Source organism: Actinopolymorpha pittospori, assembly GCF_014873875.1.
GTDB lineage: Bacteria > Actinomycetota > Actinomycetes > Propionibacteriales > Actinopolymorphaceae > Actinopolymorpha > Actinopolymorpha pittospori.
This window is the reverse complement of the sequence record NZ_JADBEM010000001.1, coordinates 4,826,019-4,845,660: the sequence shown is the minus strand read 5'-3', so window position 1 is coordinate 4,845,660 and position 19,642 is coordinate 4,826,019. Positions and strand designations below refer to the sequence as shown.

The following is a 19,642-nucleotide window of genomic DNA, read 5'->3' as shown; positions in this document are numbered from 1 at the left end:
CGGTGAGTCGTCGACCGTCCTCACTGTGCCCACTGCCCGAGCAAGGTCTCCCGTGCTGGTCGGGTCTGGGCCTGGACGAGGAGAAAGGCCGCCTCGCGCGCGTGGCGCTGGGCCGGATCTGCCATCGCCATGGAACGCCCGCCCCCAGCCACCACGAGCGCCGTGGTCGCGTCGACCATCAGCCGTGCGACGTCGGCCCGCACGGCCAGGCGCTCGTCGTGACGCTCGTCGGGAGGTACGTCGTCGAACAACCGGTCGGCGTGCGCCCGAAGGCCTGCCAGCCGCTCCTCCAGCCGCTTCGCAGCCGCGAGACCGGGCACGAGCTCCGAGCGCTGACCGATCTCACGCAGCCGCCGGATCGCCGCTTCGGTCACACCGAACGTGGCCGGGCTGGGCATGACGGTGTTGCGTCGGTCGTTGTGCAGCCACTCCTCGACCGGCTGCACGGCCACGATGTGGGAGTCCGGGACGAAGAGCTGGTCGAAGGTCAGGCGTACGGTCCGGGTGGCCGTCATCGCGGCCAGGCTCATCGGCTCCGACGCGGTGAGGCCCGGTTGCGGGCGGGCGTCGACGATGGCGAAGACCACCTCACCGCCCGGGGTGGCGCCGCCGAGGGAGAAGACGTCGTTGCGCTCCCACCCGGTGAACCACGGCGCCAGACCGCTGAAGTGCCAACCGCCCCTGGTCCGGACGGCCTGGACGGGCCGGTCGGGCCAGCGGCGCAGGTGGGCGAACGCCGTACCCGCGACCAACTCGCCCCGGGCCAGTCGCGGCAGCAGGTCGGAGCGGACCGGTGCGGAACTCTCCGCGACCATGCGGACCGGGCCGTGGTGCTGGGCGCTGACGAACCACGTGGCGGCGTCCGCTCCGGACAGAACCTCCTGGATCCTGCGCTGCAGGCGGGGTGGTGCCGCGCTGCCGCCGTCCTCGACGGGCGCCGCGAGGCCCATCAGCCCCACCTTGGCGAGTGCGTCTAGGTGGGTCCGCGGCACGGTCGTGGCGTCGACCTCGGCGGCGTGGGGCTCGAGCAGGTCGGCGGCCAACTCCTGGGCGGCGCGCAGCAACGGGGAGGGTTCGGGGGACGTCGCGGATGCCTCGGCGGTCACACCAGGATCCTCCCACCATCCAGGTCGACCGATCCGGCACCGTCCCCGCGTGTGGCGTGAACCGGGAGCCGGGCAGGCGCCGAGCCGCACCCTCGCGACGCCGCTCAGCGCAGCTCCGCCTCTCGCTGGGCGAGCTCCCAGGGGTCGACCAGACGCAACCCGTCCGCGAGGCGCTTCACCTCCGCCTCCTGGGCCTCGCCGTGGTCGAACTCCATGCGTACCCACTGGTCCTCCACCCGGGTGAGATAGCGCAGGGACGCGGTGCCGCCGAGCCGGCGCAGGCCGGTCCTCACACCACCCGCCGGTACGGCGGCCTGGTCGGTGCTCAACAGGTCGACCGACAGGGAGTTGTCCGCGACGGGGTTCTCGTACCCGACACTGATCGACCGCCCGTCCGGCGCGACGTAGACGTAGTCGAGCCGCCAGGACGGGTCGTCGACCAACAGTGGGCGCAGGCCGGTGGCGATGATCTCCAGACGCTTCACGGCCACGTCGAGCGGCCCGGCGAAAGCCCGCTCGATCATGGCCATGACACCGAGAACCGCGATGCCCGCGACTCGCAGCTTCCACGGTCGGCCGGGCATGACGGCCCAGGCCCACCAACCACCGGCCGCCGTGGCGACCAGCACGAGGGCGGGCAGCCCGGCGAGCCCGACCGTCGTCGAGGCGAGGTAGATCAGCCGCTCCAGCAGGACGCTGGCCAGCAGCACCGTCCCCGCGACGAGCAGCGGAGCGAGCCAGAACCGCCACACCCCGAGTGACCACAGCGCGAGCGTGGAGGCGGCGTAGGCACCGGCGGGCACCAGCACGACCCGCAGGACGTCGTTGTCGACCCGAAGCGACAGGACGCGGTTGTCGGCCAGGTCGGCCAGCGTCGTCCACAGGTGCGGCACACACAGCACCGCGCCACCGCATATCACTGCCGTCAGGATCGCGTCCCGCATCGGTGTCCTCCGTCTTCTGTGACGAGAGTGGTCACCCGCTCCACAAAGGGATCTGCACGCCAACAGCCTGCACCTTCGTGGTCGGCGTCCACCTGAGTACGCCGACCCAACCTGGCCTGGGGGGCTACTCAGAAGGTGACGGGATACCGGATCGCACCGGAGTTCGGGCACGGGAGTCGCGCACCAGACCGGGACGGGTCACGCCCACGGGCACCCGGTCGAGATTCGTGGACAGGCTCTAGGTTGGTCGACGAGCGGTTCGAAACGATCAGAACAGCAGCAACGACCAGGAAGAGGTGGCGCGCGTGCGAGCAGTCGAGGTGAGCGAAGCCGGCGGCCCGGAGGTGCTCCGCGTCGTCGATCTGCCGACCCCCGAACCCGGGCCCGGTGAGGTGCTCGTCGACGTCGCCGCCGCGGGGGTGAACTTCATCGACATCTATCGGCGCGCTGGCGTCTACCCGATGAAGACGCCGTTCGTCGCGGGCAGCGAGGGCGCCGGGACCGTCCGGCAGGTGGGGGCCGGAGTCACCGATGTGAATGTCGGCGATCGGGTCGGCTGGAAGGACACCATCGGCTCCTACGCCCAGCAGGTCGTGGTGCCCGCGGCCGAGGCGATCGGCGTTCCCGACGGCGTATCGGAGGAGGCCGCCGCCTCGGTCCTGCTCCAGGGGATGACGGCGCACTACCTCGCGACGTCCACCTACCCGGTTCGGCCCGGCGACTGGACGGTCGTGCACGCGGCCGCCGGCGGTGTCGGCCTGTTGCTCACCCAGATCATCAAGCTGCGCGGCGGGCACGTCCTCGCCACCACCTCCACCCCGGAGAAGGCCGAACTCGCCCGTGGCGCCGGGGCCGACGAGATCGCGTCCTACGACAACTTCGTCGAACGCGCCCGCGAGCTGACCGGCGGCGAGGGCGTGGCGGTCGTCTACGACGGTGTGGGCAAGGCGACGTTCGACCGGGGCCTGGACGCGCTTCGCGTGCGCGGCACCATGGCGCTCTACGGCGGCGCCAGCGGTCCGGTCTCCCCGTTCGACCCGCAGATTCTCAACGCCAAGGGTGGGCTCTTCCTGACCCGGCCGAGCCTCGGGCACTACACCCGCGACCGGGCCGAACTCCTCCAGCGGGCCGAGGACCTCTTCGGGTGGATCCGGGACGGACGCCTCGACGTCCGGATCGGCGGGCGCTACTCCCTCGACGACGCGGCCCGCGCGCACGCGGATCTCGCGGCGCGGCGTACGACCGGGAAGCTCGTGATCGACACCCGCTGACGGTCGGGCCAACCGCTCAGCTCGCGGTGCCGGCGGCCCGGATCGAGGGCACCGCGAGCGCGTTCGCCACGAGCGTGATGGCTCCGCCCACGAGGTACGGTGCACGCAGCCCGGCCTCGTGGGCGAGCAGACCGGCCGCGACCGCTCCGAACGGCGTCGCGACGAAGCCGACGACGCGGTAGATGCTGGTGACCCGGCCCAGCAACTCCGCGGGCACCAGCCGCTGCCGGATCGAGACGGTCACGATGTTCCACAGCACCGACGCGAGCCCCGCCACGACGACGAAGCCGGCGGCCGCGGCCGGCACCGGGAACGCGCCGAGGCCGAGGATCGACGAGCCGAGCGCCACCGCCGAGCCGATCATCGCCCACCGCCGCCCCAGGAGGGCGATGACAGCGGGGGTGAGCGCCGCGCCGACCAGCCCGCCGACGGCGAACGCCGCGATCAGCCAGCCGTACGCCGCCTCCGGCAGGCGGAGCAGTTCGAGGACGTAGAGCACTAGGACGGCGACGATCCCGGACGAGACGCCGTTCATCACGCCGAGGAGAAGGCAGAGGGCACGCAGCAGGCGGTTCCGCCACAGGAACGCGAGACCCTCGAGAAGTTCGGAGCTGACCCGCCGCCGCTGCGGTGGGACCGGCGCCGGCACCGACGTCCGGACCCACCAGACCAGTCCGGCCGCGACGGCGAACGACACGGCGTTCAGGCCGAGCGGCAGGCCCGGCATGACCACGAACAACGCCGCGCCCACCGGCGGACCGATCAGGTTGGCGCCGAGCAGGATCGCCGTCTGGTTGAGCGCGTTCGCGCGCTCGAGGGACCCCTTCGGCACCAGCTGCGGGACCACCGACGACGAGGCGTTGTCGAAGAACGGCGCGACCAGCCCCAGCCCGAACGCCACGCCGACCACCAGCGGCACGTTCGCGTGCCCGGTCAGCACCAGAGCCGCGAACGCCGCCGCGATGAGCGCCCGGACGACGTCGGAGCGCCACATCATCGTGATGCGGCTCCACCGGTCGACGAGGACGCCGGAGACGAGACCGAGCAGCAGCCAACCCGCCTGCGTGGCCGCCTCGGTGAGGGACACCACCCGGGCGTCGCGGGTGAGGCTCGCCGCCAACAGCGGCAGGGCCCCCGCCACCAGACCGTCGCCGAGGAACGACACCGCGGAGGCGGTCCACACCAACCAGAAGGGCCGCGAGAGCGGGGCCGCCGCTCTGGTGTCTCGCCGGGCCAACCATCGCGTGCCCAGGCGACTCATTCGCCGGACTTTACCGGCTTACGGGCGAAGGTGAAGGAAAGTGCCGCCCGGAGATCAACGACCCCGGGAGCGACCGTGGGCGTTACGTGTCGCGAGTGCGCGGGCGGCGTCCCGATCGGCCTCCCGCTTGGCGATCGTCTGCCGCTTGTCGTACTCCCGCTTGCCTCGGGCGAGCCCGATCTCGACCTTCGCCCGGCCGTCCTTGAAGTACAGCGACAACGGGACGATCGTGATGCCGCTCTCCCGGGTCGCCGACCCGATCTCGTCGATCTCCTTGCGGTGCATCAGGAGCTTGCGCGAACGCCGCGGAGCGTGGTTGGTCCAGGTGCCCTCGGTGTATTCGGGGATGTGCACACCCTGCAGCCACACCTCGTTGTCCATCACGACGGCGTACCCGTCGACGAGGGACGCGCGCCCGGCCCGAAGTGCCTTCACCTCGGTACCGGTGAGGACGAGACCAGCCTCGAACGTCTCGTCGATGTGGTAGTCGTGCCGAGCCTTGCGGTTCTGCGCGATCACCTTGCGCCCTTGCTCCTTAGCCATCCCTCTATCTTCGCGGATCGCCGCAACCAGGTTTCCCACCGGGATGGATCGGCGCGGATCTTATGGCGCACCCGCCCCCTGGCCGCCCGGAACGTCCGGAAACGCCGTTCTTTCGCGGCCTCAGAGCCACTTCATCGGATCTGTCGTGGCGCCGTTGCGATAGACCATGAAGTGCAGGTGGCAGCCGGTCGAGTAGCCCGTCGTGCCGACGTAGCCCACGACCTCGCCCTTGCTCACCTGGTCGCCTTTGCGCACGGCGTAGGACGACATGTGGTTGTACGCCGTCACGATGGACGCCCCACCCATCCGTCCGTGGGAGACGAGCACGCGGTTGCCGTACCCGCTGTTGTAGTAGCGCGCGACCACCCGGCCGGCCGCGGCCGCGCGGATCGGGGTTCCGCACGAGGCCCCGAAGTCGGTCCCGTCGTGCAGCTTCCAGCGGTGCAGGATCGGGTGGAAACGCATGCCGTACGGCGAGGTGATCCGCGCCTCCAGCGGTCGGGACAGCCTGCCGTCACCACCGCCGCCACCGCCGCCGCCACCGCCGCGGCGTCGACGCTCCTCCTCCGCCTCCCGGCAGGCGAGTACCTTCAGCATCGCCTGGATCCGGGCCCGTTCGGCCACCAGCTGCTGGTAACGGCGCAGATCGTCTGCCCGCGCGCGGGTGGCGGCCATCTGCGCCGACCTGCGTTCGGCGACGAGCCGCTGGATCGAGGTGGCCGCCGCCCGAGCCTGGTCGGCCAGGGCGCGCGCCCGGCTCAGGTGGGCGGCCGCGGCCTGACGCTGGCGCGCGACCTCCTCCTCGGCCGTGGCCAAGACGTCGCGTTCGGCCACCGAGCGCGCCCGAGCGGCGTTCAGTCCGTCCAGCGCCGACTTCTGCGAATCCGCGACGCTGCGCACCAGCTGGAACCGACCCAGCAGCTCACCGGTCGTCTCGCTCCGCAGGATCGCGGCGATCTCGTCGAGACCGCTGTTCCGGTACGTCGCGCTGGCGAACGCCCCGATCTCCTGCCGCTGAACGCGTACCTGCCCGTCGGCGCGGCTGACCGCCGACCGGCTACTCCTCACCGCCGCCCGCGCCCGCTCCAGGTCAGCCGCCACCGCGGCGTCCCTGGCCCTGGCGGCCGTGAGTTGGCCGCGGACCACGGCGAGCCGGTCGCGGGCGGTCCGCAGGCGGCCCTCGGCCGCGGAGACGGCTTGCGTCGCCGCGCGCAGTCCGGCGGACGACTCGTCCAGGTCGTGTCTCGCGCCGTCGAGCTGGTCCTCGACCCGCCGCTTGTCCTCCTCCGGATCGGCCTGCGCGCGTGGCAGGCCGGGGCCGAGCGTCGCGGTCAGCGCGATCGCGAGACCGGCGCAGACGAGCGAGCCCGCCACCCTGGGTCGAGCCAGGAGGCCGCGGCCCCGCCTTCGACGCCGAGCGGGCGGCCGGTCGGGACTCCGACCCGCGGCATCCGGTGCCTGCGCGGTCTGCTGGGACTCGCCCGAGACCCGGGCGAGGCGAAGGTGTCGGACCACAGGTCTCCCCTTCTCTCGCGAACTACCTCACGAGAGTGGGAGATACCCATCAGACCGTCAGATACTTCCTCAGCGTCGCAAAAGAAGCCAGGATCGCCAGAAGCGCCCCAAGTCCGAACAGGATCGGCATCGTGGTGAGCGTCTCGTCCCAGCCGATCCACGGGATGGCCCGGATGTCGGTGCGGAGCCTGGCCGTCAGCAGCGGAGTGAACGCCAGCGTTCCGCAGGCCAGCGCGGCGCCTACGAGCGCGGCGACCACGCTCTCCACGATGAAGGGCAACTGGATGTAGAAGTTCGACGCCCCGACCAAGCGCATGATGCCTATCTCACGTCTGCGGCTGAACACCGTGAGCCGGATCGTGTTGCCGATCTGCAGGACCGCCGCGACGAGCAGGCCGCCGGCGAGCCCGATCGAGATCCACTGCAGGCCGTTGAGTCCCTTGAACAGCGGCTCGAGCAACTGGCGGGAGTCCTGGACGCTGAACACGCCGGGCAGGCCCTGGACGGCCGAGACGACGCCCTGGTAGTCCTCGGGGTTCTTCAGGCTCACCCGGAACGACTCGGGCAGGTCCTTCGCCTCGACGACCTTCGCGGTGGCCGCGTCCTTGTAGATCTCCTGGTAGCGCGCGAAGGCCTGCTGCTGGGTCTCGTGGAAGATCTTGCGCACCTCGGGGTTGGACTCCAGCGCCTGTTGGATGTCGCCTCGCTGCCCGGCGCTCACGGCACCGTCGGCGCACTGCGGCGCGGACGAGACGCCGTTGCACATGAAGACCGCGATCTCCACCTTGTCGTACCAGAAGCCCTTGACGATCCCGACCTCGGAGCGGATGAGCATGCCCAGCCCGAAGAGGACGAGCGAGATCCAGACGGTGACGATCACCGCCACCGTCATCGTGACGTTGCGGCGTAGTCCGGTGCCGAGTTCGGAGAAGGCGTATCTGATCTGCATGGTGTCCTAGGGGTCGAGTGCGTGACGTCGGGCGGCGGCCCGGCCTAGCTCTGGTAGCCGTAGACGCCGCGGGACTGGTCACGGACGAGCTTGCCGCCCTCGAGCTCGATGACCCGCTTGCGCATCTGGTCGACGATGTTGGCGTCGTGGGTGGCCATGATGACGGTGGTGCCGGTGCGGTTGATCCGGTCCAGCAGCTTCATGATCCCGACCGAGGTCGACGGGTCGAGGTTTCCGGTCGGCTCGTCGGCGATCAGGATCTTCGGGCGGTTGACGAACGCGCGGGCGATCGCGACCCGCTGCTGCTCGCCACCTGAGAGCTCGTCTGGCATCCGGCCCTCCTTGCCGTCGAGGCCGACCAGCTCGAGCACGGCCGGGACCTCCTTGGCGATCAGGGTCCGGGGCCGGCCGATGACCTGCAGCGCGAACGCGACGTTCTCGAAGATCGTCTTGTTGGGCAGCAACCGGAAGTCCTGGAAGACCGTGCCGATCTGACGGCGCAGCCGGGGCACCTTCCAGGAGGACAGCCGGTTGAGCTCCCTACCGGCCACGAACACCCGGCCTCGCGAGGGCTGCAGCTCACGCAGCGCGAGCTTGAGGAAGGTCGACTTGCCCGAGCCCGAGGTGCCCACCAGGAACACGAACTCGCCCTTGTCGACCTCGATGGACAGCTCGGCGAGCGCGGGCCGGGTCTGTCCGTCGTAGACCTTGCTGACGTTCTCGAAGCGGATCACGGCATGCTTCCTGACCTCGGTCGGGGCACCGGGCATCTTGCGCGGACGCCGGCATGGATCGGCCAGTCGTTGAGTGTACGACGCCAATCCACGCCAAGCGCCCGACTCCCCATGAGAGCGTAAATATCACCCTCTGCACCTATGGCGTCGCCAGGGCGGCGGGGTGCCCGCGGGTCGCTACTGGCTGGCGTGGGTGCGCCGCCAGCGGATGCCGGCCTCGATGAAGTCGTCGATCTCGCCGTCGAACACCGCCTGCGGGTTGCCGGTCTCCTGCTCGGTACGCAGGTCCTTGACCATCTGGTAGGGGTGCAGGACGTAGGAGCGCATCTGGTCGCCCCAGGAGCTCGTGACGTTGCCGCGCAGGTCGTCGATCTTCGCCTGCTCCTCCGCCTGGCGCAGGACCAGCAGCTTCGCCTTGAGGATGCCCATGGCGGTGGCGCGGTTCTGCAGCTGGCTGCGTTCGTTCTGGCAGGCGACGACGACTCCGGTCGGCAGGTGGGTGATGCGGACCGCCGAGTCGGTCGTGTTGACGCCCTGGCCACCCGGGCCGGAGGAGCGGTAGACGTCGATGCGGAGCTCGTCCTCGGGGATGTCCACGTCGTCGGACTGCTCGACGACCGGAACCACCTCGACGCCGGCGAACGAGGTCTGCCGGCGGCCCTGGTTGTCGAACGGCGAGATCCGCACCAGCCGGTGGGTGCCCTGTTCGACGGAGAGGGTGCCGTAGGCGTAGGGAGCCTTCACCGCGAAGGTCGCCGACTTGATGCCGGCCTCCTCGGCGTAGGAGGTGTCGTAGACCTCGCTGGAGTACTTGTGCCGCTCCGCCCAGCGGAGGTACATCCGCATCAGCATGTCGGCGAAGTCGGCCGCGTCGACCCCGCCCGCGCCGGCGCGGATGGTGACCAGCGCCTCCCGGGCGTCGTAGTCGCCGGAGAGCAGCGTGCGCACCTCGAGCGCCTCGATCGACCTGCGCACGTCCGTGAGCTCGCGTTCGGCCTCGGCGAGGGTGGCCGCGTCGTTCTCCGCCTCCGCCAGCTCGACCAGCACCCCGAGGTCGTCGAGCCGCGACCGCAGGCTGGTCACCCGGTCCAGGTCAGCCTGGCGCCCGCTGAGCCGGCTCGTGATCCGCTGCGCGTTGGCCTGGTCGTCCCACAGGTTGGGCGCAGCCGCCTGCTCGCTCAGCTCGGCGATCTCCTTGCGGAGTCGGTCGAGGTCGAGCACCGTCTCGATGCTGCGCAGCGTCGAGTCGAGAGCCTTGAGTTCTGCGTCGAAGTCGGGTCCAGCCACGGTGCCCAAGCCTACGCGGGTCGCGCCATCAGATATTTCGCGGACTGTCTCCTTGCGGATTCAGATGGTACGGAACAGACATTCCTGCCAGCCGGCCCGGCGGGCCGGCGCTCAGGGCCCCTGGACGGCGAACGTCTCGGCGTTGGCCTGGACCCTGATCCCGAGGGAGGCCTGGCCGCCGGAGATCGCGTTGGCGATCGGGAGCACCACCTCGCCGTCGCAGGTCACGGTGACCTCGGCGGCGTTCAGCGCGGTCACGCCACACTGGACCGAGTCGTATCCGCCCTGGGCGACGTAGTTGGCGACCTCCTCCTGGGCCATTTCCTGACTCAGCAGGACGTGGTCCTCGACCCCTCCGGAGTAGATCGCCGCCTTGTCGATGCCGTTGGTCGCCGCGAGGGCGGCGCCGTCGGCGATGGCGCTGAGCCCGCGGCGGTAGACGAAGGCCTGGGCCGAGTCGAACACGACCGCGCACAGCAGCATGACGATGATGCCGAAGCCGATGATCAGCGGCAGGATCGTGCCGCTCTCGTCGGGACGACGCCGGGCCCTACGCGGCGGTGCCTTCGGGTTCGCCGGTGCCATCGGGCTTGCCGGTGCCATCGGGCTTGCCGGTGCCGTCGGGTCCGGTCGCACGCCCGCCATACCCTCGACCGCCGTCGGGTCGCTCAGCTCGCGCATCGTCTCGTCACCCCTTCGACTCTCGGTAGTCGCCGTAGGGGGTGCGATGGGTGCTGCTGACCGGGACGGAGGCCAGTGGTCCGCCGATGGCGTCGGGGACGAACGGCAGCGGGACGGTGTAGGCGACCGTCACGACGACGGAGGAGCCGGCCTGCAGGCAGCCGCCGTTCTCACAGGCGACGGTGAATCCCTGCAGCTCCAGCCCCTGGTCGGCGAGCGCGATCGTCGCCGCCTCGCGGGCCCGGACCTCCGCGTCACCGACGCTGGGTGCCAGCACGAAGGCGCGCCCGGCGTCGCGGGCGGCCGCGGAGACGCCGTACGCGGCCCGTTGGACGTCGAAGACTGCGAGCATGATGTAGACCAGCGGGATCAGGAAGAGGATGCCCATCGTGCAGAACTCCACGATGGCGTTGCCCTCCTCGCCTCCACCGGTCAGACGCTGGCGCAGGAGGGTCGACCACGACCGTACGGCGCGGATCATGGCACCGGGTCGGGTTCCTTCACGGCGTGACCTGACACCGTGAAGTCGAAGGTCGGGCCCCACAGGCCCATGGCCGGCATCTTCGCCTGGACCCGCATCACCACCAACTCCTGTCCTCCCGCACTTGCCGCGCCCGGTGCGACTCCGCCGGCCATGCCGGCGGACAACGAGCCGGTGATGCAGTCCTTCGTCACCGCGACCCCCTCGTCAGGGGTGCCGTCGTAGTTGGCGGCCTGCCGGGCCCCTTCATGTGCGCACGCCGTGAGTGTGTTGCGGACGTGAAGGAAGAGCCCGACCTGCAGGACCCCCAGGAAGAGCGGCAACAGGACGATCAGGACAAGAACGAACTCGACCGGTGCCGAGCCTCGTTCGCGATCTCGTGCGCCGTCGCCCCGCCCGCTCATCAGCCGGGAACGCTCCCCTTGGCCTTGTTCAGAGCTTCCTCGAGCAGGTCCTGCAGCTGCGGCCCGAGGACCGCCCACAGGACGGCGATCAGGGCGGCGGTCATCACGGTGATGAGGATCCAGCCCACCATGTCGCCGCGGTCCCGGCCGCCGGTGAGCAACCGGACGTGGAGCCGCGCGACCGCCTCGGACAAGTCCCTCGTTACGGCGTTCATCATTGGTCCTCTCTCACGGCGAGATCATCTGCAGCCCGATGGCACCCGGGAAGAATGCAAACAATACGGTCACAGGTAGGACAAGAAACACAATCGGGACCATCATCCCGATCTCCTTCTTGCCACCAGCTTCGATCAACTCGCGCTTGCCAGCCTCCCGCACGTCGGCCGCCTGGGCCCGGAGGACGTCGGCCAGGGGGGTTCCACGCTCGACCGCGATCGCGATTCCGTCCACGAACCGGGCGAGGATCGCGACGTTGGTCCGGTCGCCCACGCTCTCCAGCGCCTGAACCAGGGTCATGCCGGTGCGCGCCTCCGACAGCGCGAACCGGAACTCCCGCGCGAGCTCGCCCTTGCTGACGTTGGCGACCCGCTCGAGTGCCGCGACCGGGCCCTCCCCCGCGGTCACCGACAGCGCGAGCATGTCGGCCACCGTCGGGAACTCGGCCATCATCCGGACCTCGCGCTTCTTGACCTGCTCGACGAGGCGGCGATCACGCAACAGGACCCCGATGACGAACGCCGCGACGCACAGGATCAGCAACGGGATCGGGTTGGTGCCACGGCTCACCAGGAGCAGCAGCGAGGCCGCGAGCGCACCGGCGAAACCGATCGCACCCCAGATGAGCTGCTCGACCCGGAACTCCTCGACGGCCATGTCGAGACCGGCCTGCTGGAGTCGCCGCCGGATCACCACACCGCCGCCGAGGACCCGCTCGAGCATGCTCCCGCCGCTGCGGAGGTAGGGCCGCAGAATGCGTTCGAGGGTGGGGAACGGCGTGAAGGTTCGGTCGGACAGGTCGTAGACCCGCCGGTCGGAGGCCTCTCGAATGTAGGGCGCGAGCCGGTCGTCGAGCTTCGGACGCCGGAGCACCGGCAGCCGGAAGATCGCCATGGTCAGCCCGAGCCCGACGAGGAGTCCGAGCAGCGCGCCGTACCAGCTGAAGGTCATCGCAGCACTCTCTGCTCCTCGGGAAGCCGACCGATGCGCAGCATCAGGCGGTAGGCGACGACGCACAGGCCCGCGCCGATGAGCAGGACGACGAACCCGAGCGGAGTGTTGTAACGCGCGATGATGTCGCGCTGGAACGACATCAGGCCGAGCACCATCCACGGCGCCGCCACGCCCAGCCGGGCGCCGTTGACGGTCCAGGACTGCCGGGCCTCCAGCTCCGAGCGGGTGCGCACGTCGTCACGCAGGAACGAGGACAGCGTGCGCAGCAGCCGGCCCAGGTCGCTTCCACCCACCTCGCGGGCGATCCGCAGCGACTCCACGATGCGGTCGCCCACCGGGTCGGCCAGGTTGCGCTTGAGTCGGTCGAGGCACTCGTTGAAGCGGCCGGTCGCACGGTAGTCCTCGGCGAAGCGCTGGAACGGCCGGCGCAGCGCCTCCGGGCCACGGACCCCGATCTGGGTGAGCGCCTCCGGCAGGGACAGACCAGCCCGGACGCTGGAGGCGAGGTTGTCGACGACGTCCGGCCACAGCTCCCGCAACTCCTGGCGACGAGACCTCGCGCGGTAGCGAACCAACGCGAGCGGAGCGTAGGCGGCGAACGCCCCGAAGGCCAGGGCGACCGGTCCGGCGCCGGAGATGACGAACATCACGAGGAACACGAACACACCGACGCCGACACAGGCACCGAGGAGCTGACCCGGAGTCACCGCCTCGATGCCGGCCTGCGCGAGCAGGTCCTCGAGGCGCTCCCGAAGCGTCGGCCCGGACCGGGTCGTCTTCTTCGGCGTGGGCTTCATGAACGACCTGATGATGAGGACCAGGCCGAGGCCCAGCATCAGGCCGAGGAGGATTCCCATCAGGCGACCCCTTCGAACCGCGGAGCGAGCAGGCGGGCGAGGTCGTAGCCGATCCGCTCGAAGCGGTCCGGGTGCGGCGGGTAGCCGTCGGCGCGGACGAGGCGGTCGCCGCGGAGCACGAAGATCGGCTCCAGCTCGACGACGTCGCCCTCGACCCGGCCGGGCACGGCGCAGATCTCCCGGACGCGACGTCGACCGCTCTCGATGAGCTGGGTGTGGACCACGATGTCGACCGCTCCCGCCACGGTCGGTACGACGAACCGGGAGCCGATGTTCTCACCCGCGAGCAGCGGCAGGGTGCACATCTTGGTGATCGCCTCGCGGGCGGAGTTGGCGTGGATCGTGCACATCCCCGGGAGTCCGGAGTTGAGGGCGATGAGCAGGTCGAGACACTCCTCGGCCCGGACCTCACCGACGATGATGCGGCTCGGCCGCATCCGCAGGGCCTCCTTGACGAGGTTGCGGAGCCGGATCTCGCCGGTGCCCTCGAGGTTGGACTGCCGAGTCTGCAACGGCACCCAGTCAGGCAGCGGGACCTTCAGCTCGAAGACCTCCTCGCAGCTGATGATGCGCTCCCGCGGGGGGACGGCGGCCGCGAGACAGTTGAGCAACGTGGTCTTGCCCGCCTGCGTGCCGCCCGCGACCAGGACGTTGAGACCGGCCACGATGCACGCCTCGAGGAAGTGGGCACCCTGCGTGCTGATCGTCCCCAGTGCCACGAGGTCCTCGAGGTGGGTGGCGCGGACGACGAACTTACGGATGTTGACGGCCCAGTGGGTGCGGGTGATGTCGGGGATGACGACGTGCAACCGGCTCCCGTCGGGCAACATCGCGTCGACGAACGGCGTGGAGAAGTCGATCCGGCGGCCGGTGGTCTTGAGCATGCGTTCGACGAGGTCGCGCACCTCGTCGCCGGTCAGGACGGTGGTGGTGAGCTCACTGCGGCCGTTGCGGGCGATGAACACCTTGGACGGCTCGTTGATCCAGATCTCCTCGATCGTGGGGTCGTCGAGGTATTTCTGCAGGGGGCCGAACCCCGCGATCGCGTTGAAGACCTCGCGAGCCACCTCGCGTTGGTCACCGAGTGGAGGCAGCGTCGCGACAAGCGTGCGTTCGTCGTAGCGGAGGATGACCTGGTCGATGATGCGCCGAATGGCGCTCGGCTCCTTGAGCGGGTCGAGCCCTTCGCGACGGACGGTCTCGCGGACCTCGGAGTCGATGATGTCGACCGCACTCATGTCTTCCCTGCACCCCGCGGAGCTCGCACCTCGGCACCCTCTATCGGACCCTTTTCACCACATGTCGCCCGTGGATTGTTGCATGGCTGCCCAGAACCCGCGAGCGGCTGTCCACAGGCCCGAGGCGGGCCGACGAGGCGGCACCTCCGGTGGTCCTCGAGGGCCGGTGTCAGGTGGTGCGAGGTCAGCTGGCGGTGGGCAGCAACCGGCGTACGACCCGCAGCCCCACCGACAGCCGCGCGAGGTCGGCCACCTCACCTTCGACGATCTCGCCGAGGGTGGCGCGGGTCCGGCTCACCAGCGCGCTGTCCCGCTCCTCCCAGGCGGCCACCCGCTCGGCCGCGGAGGCGTCCTTCGGGCTGGTCGTCAGGGCGTCGAGGGTGAGCTGTGCGTGCACGTTGTGCAGGTCGTCGCGCAGCGTGGCCCGGGCCGTGGTCTGCCACCGGTCCTGACGCGGGAGCGCGAGGATTCGTTCGAGCAGTCGGCCGAGTTCGAGGCGTTCACCCAGGGTGAAGTGGACGCGGGCGACCTCGATCAGGTCGACACCGGTGCGCTGGGCCGTCTCCACGATGCCGAGCCCGGCGTAGGCGGGGGCCAGCGCGGCGACCCTGGTGGCGAGCTCCTCGGGTACACCGGCGTCCTGGATGGCGTTCAGGCGTCCCTCGAAGAGGGTCTGTTCGCGGCCGGTGAGAACGTCGGGCAGCGCCTCCATCAACTGGTGCATCCCGCCCGCGAAGAAGTCGATGGTGGCGGCGACATCGATCGGGGCCCGGCGGTTCTGGACGAACCACCGACTCGCCCGCTCGGCGATCGTCCGCGCCTCGAGGCGCATCCGGACCTGCACACCCGCGTCGATCGAGTGGTCGAGCCGCTCGACCATGGCGAACACCTCGTCGACGCCGAAGACGGCGCGGGCGGCCACGTGCGCCCGGGTGAGCTCCTCCGCGGGCGCTCCGGTCTCGAGGGAGAGGCGCGGGTAGAAGGTCATCCCGGCCATGTTGACCATCCGGTTGACCACCTGGGTCGTGATGATCTCCCGGCGGAGCGGGTGGTTGCGCATCTGCGCCTGGTAGCGCTCCCGCATCGGCGTCGGGAAGTAGGCGACCAGCTCGGCGTCGAGGTAGGGGTCGTCCGGCAGCGAGGTGCCGAGCAGCTCCTTGGCCAGCACGATCTTGGTGTAGGCGAACAACACGGCGAGCTCGGGTGCGGTGAGCCCGGCACCCTGGGCCTGGCGATCGCGGAACTGCTTCGGGCTGGGCAGGAACTCAAGGCCCCGGTCGATCAGGCCGAGCCGCTCCAACCGGCGTACCCAGTCGGCGTGCACGTGCATCAGGGCGGGCGCGCCCGCCTCGGCGTTCTGCAGCGCGACGTTCTGCTGGTAGTTGTCGTCGAGGACGAGCTGGGCCACCTCGTCGGTCATCCCGATCAACAGCTCGTTGCGCTGCTTGCCGGTCAGGTCACCTTCCTGCACCAGCCGGTCGAGCAGGATCTTGATGTTGACCTCGTGGTCGGAGGTGTCGACGCCGGCGGAGTTGTCGATGAAGTCGGTGGTGATCCGCCCGCCCTGCTGGGCGTACTCGATCCGGCCCAGCTGGGTCAGGCCGAGGTTGCCGCCCTCCCCCACCGAGGCGGCGCGCAGTTGCCGGCCGTTGACGCGTACGCCGTCGTTGGCCTTGTCGCCGACCTCGGCCTGGGACTCACTGGACGCCTTGACGTAGGTGCCGATACCGCCGTTCCAGAGCAGGTCGACCGGCGCGGTGAGGATCGCCTTGATCAGCTCGTTCGGGGTGAGCGCGGTGACGTTGCGCGCGATGCCGAGCGCGGAGCGCACCTCGTCGCTGAGCGGGATCGACTTCGCCGTACGCCGGTAGACACCGCCGCCGGAGCTGATCAGCTCGCGCTTGTAGTCGGCCCAGCTGGAGCGCGGGAGCTCGAACAGCCGGGCACGCTCGGCGTAGGAGGTCTCCGGGTCGGGGTCGGGGTCGAGGAAGATGTGCCGGTGGTCGAAGGCGGCGACCAGGCGGGTACGCCGCGACACGAGCATGCCGTTGCCGAACACGTCGCCGGACATGTCGCCGATGCCCACGCAGGTGAAGTCGTCGTTGAGGCAGTCCCGGCCCATCTCGCGGAAGTGCCGCTTGATCGTCTCCCAGGCACCCCGGGCGGTGATGCCCATCGCCTTGTGGTCGTAGCCGTCGGAGCCGCCGGAGGCGAACGCGTCGCCGAGCCAGAAGCCGTAGGACTTCGCCACGTCGTTGGCGATGTCGGAGAAGGACGCCGTGCCCTTGTCCGCCGCGACCACGAGGTAGGCGTCGTCGCCGTCGTGGCGTACGACGTCGGGCGGCGGGACGATCTCGCCGCGGCGGAGGTTGTCGGTGACGTCGAGAAGCCCGCTGATGAAGACGCGGTAGGAGGCCTTCCCCTCGGCCATCCAGGCCTCCCGGTCACCCGGGTCGGGCAGTTGCTTGCAGAAGAACCCGCCCTTGGCGCCGACCGGCACGATCACGGTGTTCTTCACCATCTGCGCCTTCGCGAGGCCGAGCACCTCGGTCCGGAAGTCCTCCCGCCGGTCCGACCAGCGCAACCCGCCGCGCGCGACCGGCCCGAAGCGCAGGTGCACGCCCTCCACCCGCGGTGAGTAGACCCAGATCTCGTACTGCGGCCGTGGCTCGGGCAGCTCCGGGTTGGAGCGTGGATCGAGCTTGAAGGAGATGTAGGACTTCGGCTCGCCGTCGGAGTCGTGCTGGAAGTAGTTGGTGCGCAGCGTGGTCCGGACGAGGTTGAGCAGGGACCGGAGGATGCGGTCGTGGTCGAGGCTGACCACGTCGTCCAGAGCGGTCTCGATCTGCCGGATCACGTCGGCGGATCGGCGTTCCCTGGTCGCCGGATCGTATCCGGAGCGCGGGTCGAACCTCGTCTCGAACAGGTGCACGAGCAGCCGGGCGAGGTCGACGTTGGCGGTGAGGGCGTCCTCGATGTAGTTCTGGCTGAACGTCGAACCCGACTGGCGCATGTACTTCGCGTAGGCCCGCAGCACGCTCGCCTGCCGCCAGTCGAGCCCGGCGCGCAGCATCAACGCGTTGAAGCCGTCGCTTTCGGCCCGGCCCGACCAGACGGCGGCGAAGCCGTCCTGGAACAGCTGCCGGATGGAGGCCTGCGGCGCGCCGACCGACCCTCCGTAGACGAGCCCGAAGTCGTAGATCCAGGCGCGGGTGTGGTCGGCGGCCTCGATCTCGTAGGGCCGCTCGTCGGTCACCTCGACGCCCATCCGGCTGAGCCGGGGAAGGACGTCGGACAGCGACAGGCTCGAGCCCGTCCGGTAGATCTTGAACCGGCGCTCGTCCGGCGCGGCGTCGACGGGCTCGTAGAGCGACAGGCCGAGACCACCCTCGCCCGGGAGCTCCTCCAGGCGGAGCAGGTCGGCGACTCCGACCCGGGCGGGGAAGTCGTCGCGGTAGGCGGCGGGGAACGCCTCGGCGTAGCGGTGGAAGAGCCGCGCCGCCTCCGCCTCACCGACCTGCTCGCCGAGGGCGTCGGCGAACTCGTCGGACCAGGTGCGGGTGGCCTGCGCCAACTGTTGTTCGAGTTCGGCGACGTCGACGTCCGGGATGGACGCGCGGCGCGGCATCCGGACCACGAAGTGCAGTCGCGCGAGCACCGACTCCGAGAGCCGGAGGGTGAAGTCGATCGTCTCCCCGCCGTAGGCCGCCATCAGGATGTCCTGGATCTTCAGCCGGATGTCGGTCGAGAAGCGGTCTCGCGGCAGGTAGACGAGGCAGGACAGGTAGCGGCCGTAGTCGTCCCGGCGTACGAACAGGCGCAGTTGGCGCCGCTCCTGCAGGTAGAGCACCGCCATCAGGGTCGGCAGCAGCTCCTCCGCGGAGACCTGGAACAGCTCGTCGCGCGGGTAGGTCTCCATGATGTCGAAGAGGACCTTGCCCGAGTGGGAGTCGGGCGAGAAGCCCGAGCGCGCGAGCACCTCCTCCGACTTGGCCCGCAGCACCGGGATGTTGCGGATGCTCTGGGTGTAGGCGGCGGAGGTGAACAGCCCGAGGAAGCGGCGTTCGCCGGCCACCCTGCCCGCCTCGTCGAACATCTTGATGCCGATGTAGTCGAGGTAGGCGGGCCGGTGCACCGTGGATCGGGAGTTGGCCTTGGTGAGGATCAGCAGCTTCTCCTCACGCGCCTTCTGTCGCACCTCCGGCGGCATCTGGCGGAAGGACCGGGAGGACCGGGGGTCCGACCGCAGGATGCCGAGCCCCCTGCCCGGCACGGCCCGCAACTCGGAGTCACCGTCGGAGGTGTCGTGCAGGGTGTACTCGCGGTAGCCGAGGAAGGTGAAGTGGTCGTCGGCCAACCAGCTCAGGAGCTCGCGGGCGTCGGAGATCTCCTGCTCGGTGAGTGGCGGCGGTGCGCTGGCGAGCTCGTCCACAACCTCGCGGGCGCGGGCGCGCAGCTTCTCGTAGTCCTCCACCGACTCCCGGACGTCGCTCAGGACCCGCCGCAGGTCGGCCTCGATCTGGACGAGGTCGTCGGGGTCGGTCTCCCGGTCGATCTCGACGTGAATCCAGGACTCCTGGAGCGTGTCCGGCGCGGGCCTGCGGTCGGGCGAGGCCACCGGACGACCGTCGTAGGCCCCCTCGACGGCGAGGAGTGCGCCCGTGATGTCGCGCCGCACCGTCAACTGCGGGTGGACGACGAGGTGGATGCCCCGATCCTGCCGGGAGAGCTCCATCGTCACCGAGTCGACGAGGAAGGGCATGTCGTCGGTGACGACCTCGACGATGGTGTGACTGCAGGACCAGCCGTGCTCCTCCACCGTCGGGGTGAAGACGTTGACCGAGGCGGTGCCCGGTAGCCGGTTGAGGGCGAGGCGGTACTGGCTGCGAGCGGCGCCGTAGACGTCGACGGGATCCCGGTGGAGGAGGTCCTCGGCGGACACGTGCCGGTAGTAGGCGCGGAGAAGCTTCTCGACCTGATCCACCGGAAGCGCCCCGGCCGAGCGACTGTGTTCGGCCACTTTGGCTGCATCGGCGAGGATCGCGTCTTTCGCGTCGTCCCACTTGCTGCCAGTGACGGTCATCAACACGCCCTTGCGAATCGTCGTACGCCGACGCCACGGAGGTGTCGGGGCCGTACTTCGTCGTACGGGCCTATCCGACCCTAATCCCTTCACGGTTCACCCGACGAGGCGTGGGGTG

General features: G+C 70.1%; 17 protein-coding genes. 1 reads left to right on the top strand and 16 read right to left on the bottom strand.

The features are described 5' to 3' along the window. Nucleotides 1-20 precede the first annotated feature (20 nt). Nucleotides 21-1,106, bottom strand: a complete 1,086-nt coding sequence (locus tag HEB94_RS22775) for an acyl-CoA dehydrogenase family protein (protein WP_192751775.1) — start codon at nucleotides 1,104-1,106, stop codon at nucleotides 21-23. A gap of 104 nt (nucleotides 1,107-1,210) precedes the next feature. Continuing rightward, a complete protein-coding gene (locus HEB94_RS22770; protein ID WP_192751774.1) occupies nucleotides 1,211-2,050 on the bottom strand; it encodes a hypothetical protein in 840 nt (279 codons plus the stop codon). Nucleotides 2,051-2,355: 305 nt separating this feature from the next. On the opposite strand from HEB94_RS22770, the gene HEB94_RS22765 reads away from it, so the two are divergent. After that, entirely contained in the window at nucleotides 2,356-3,321 is a 966-nt protein-coding gene (locus HEB94_RS22765; protein WP_192751773.1) for a zinc-binding dehydrogenase, read from the top strand. A gap of 16 nt (nucleotides 3,322-3,337) precedes the next feature. Here HEB94_RS22765 and HEB94_RS22760 read toward each other — a convergent pair whose 3' ends face one another. The 14 genes from HEB94_RS22760 to HEB94_RS22695 all read right to left on the bottom strand — a co-directional run bounded on the left by HEB94_RS22760 (nucleotide 3,338) and on the right by HEB94_RS22695 (nucleotide 19,524). Next, nucleotides 3,338-4,582 (bottom strand): MFS transporter, encoded by a 1,245-nt coding sequence (locus HEB94_RS22760; RefSeq protein ID WP_192751772.1) that lies wholly within the window; start codon nucleotides 4,580-4,582, stop codon nucleotides 3,338-3,340. Nucleotides 4,583-4,636: 54 nt separating this feature from the next. Beyond that, nucleotides 4,637-5,125 (bottom strand): SsrA-binding protein SmpB, encoded by a 489-nt coding sequence (gene smpB / locus HEB94_RS22755; protein WP_192751771.1) that lies wholly within the window; start codon nucleotides 5,123-5,125, stop codon nucleotides 4,637-4,639. A gap of 120 nt (nucleotides 5,126-5,245) precedes the next feature. Beyond that, on the bottom strand, nucleotides 5,246-6,640 hold the full coding sequence (locus tag HEB94_RS53675; protein ID WP_192751770.1) for a peptidoglycan DD-metalloendopeptidase family protein: 1,395 nt from the start codon (nucleotides 6,638-6,640) through the stop codon (nucleotides 5,246-5,248). 49 nt (nucleotides 6,641-6,689) lie between these two features. Further along, a complete protein-coding gene (gene ftsX, locus HEB94_RS22745) occupies nucleotides 6,690-7,589 on the bottom strand; it encodes a permease-like cell division protein FtsX (protein ID WP_192751769.1) in 900 nt (299 codons plus the stop codon). 44 nt (nucleotides 7,590-7,633) lie between these two features. Further along, a complete protein-coding gene (gene ftsE, locus HEB94_RS22740; protein WP_192751768.1) occupies nucleotides 7,634-8,323 on the bottom strand; it encodes a cell division ATP-binding protein FtsE in 690 nt (229 codons plus the stop codon). Nucleotides 8,324-8,500: 177 nt separating this feature from the next. Next, on the bottom strand, nucleotides 8,501-9,610 hold the full coding sequence (prfB, locus tag HEB94_RS22735; protein ID WP_192751767.1) for a peptide chain release factor 2: 1,110 nt from the start codon (nucleotides 9,608-9,610) through the stop codon (nucleotides 8,501-8,503). Between the two features lie 111 nt (nucleotides 9,611-9,721). Then, nucleotides 9,722-10,291, bottom strand: a complete 570-nt coding sequence (locus HEB94_RS22730; RefSeq protein ID WP_192751766.1) for a pilus assembly protein TadG-related protein — start codon at nucleotides 10,289-10,291, stop codon at nucleotides 9,722-9,724. A 7-nt stretch (nucleotides 10,292-10,298) separates the two neighbouring features. Further along, nucleotides 10,299-10,772, bottom strand: coding sequence for a hypothetical protein (locus tag HEB94_RS22725; RefSeq protein WP_192751765.1), 474 nt, complete (start codon nucleotides 10,770-10,772; stop codon nucleotides 10,299-10,301). Next, a complete protein-coding gene (locus HEB94_RS22720; protein WP_192751764.1) occupies nucleotides 10,769-11,176 on the bottom strand; it encodes a TadE/TadG family type IV pilus assembly protein in 408 nt (135 codons plus the stop codon). Before HEB94_RS22720 ends, HEB94_RS22725 begins: the two co-directional genes overlap by 4 nt. Beyond that, a complete protein-coding gene (locus HEB94_RS22715; RefSeq protein WP_192751763.1) occupies nucleotides 11,176-11,391 on the bottom strand; it encodes a hypothetical protein in 216 nt (71 codons plus the stop codon). Before HEB94_RS22715 ends, HEB94_RS22720 begins: the two co-directional genes overlap by 1 nt. 13 nt (nucleotides 11,392-11,404) lie before the next feature. Next, the gene (locus HEB94_RS22710) at nucleotides 11,405-12,343 is read right to left on the bottom strand and encodes a type II secretion system F family protein (protein WP_192751762.1); all 939 of its coding nucleotides are present in this window, start codon (nucleotides 12,341-12,343) and stop codon (nucleotides 11,405-11,407) included. Then, nucleotides 12,340-13,203 (bottom strand): type II secretion system F family protein, encoded by an 864-nt coding sequence (locus tag HEB94_RS22705; protein ID WP_192751761.1) that lies wholly within the window; start codon nucleotides 13,201-13,203, stop codon nucleotides 12,340-12,342. Before HEB94_RS22705 ends, HEB94_RS22710 begins: the two co-directional genes overlap by 4 nt. Beyond that, nucleotides 13,203-14,441 carry a TadA family conjugal transfer-associated ATPase gene (locus HEB94_RS22700; protein ID WP_192751760.1) on the bottom strand — a complete coding sequence of 413 codons (1,239 nt, stop codon included), beginning with the start codon at nucleotides 14,439-14,441 and terminating at the stop codon, nucleotides 13,203-13,205. Before HEB94_RS22700 ends, HEB94_RS22705 begins: the two co-directional genes overlap by 1 nt. Before the next feature lie 184 nt (nucleotides 14,442-14,625). Beyond that, the gene (locus HEB94_RS22695; protein ID WP_192751759.1) at nucleotides 14,626-19,524 is read right to left on the bottom strand and encodes an NAD-glutamate dehydrogenase; all 4,899 of its coding nucleotides are present in this window, start codon (nucleotides 19,522-19,524) and stop codon (nucleotides 14,626-14,628) included. Nucleotides 19,525-19,642: the final 118 nt, after the last annotated feature.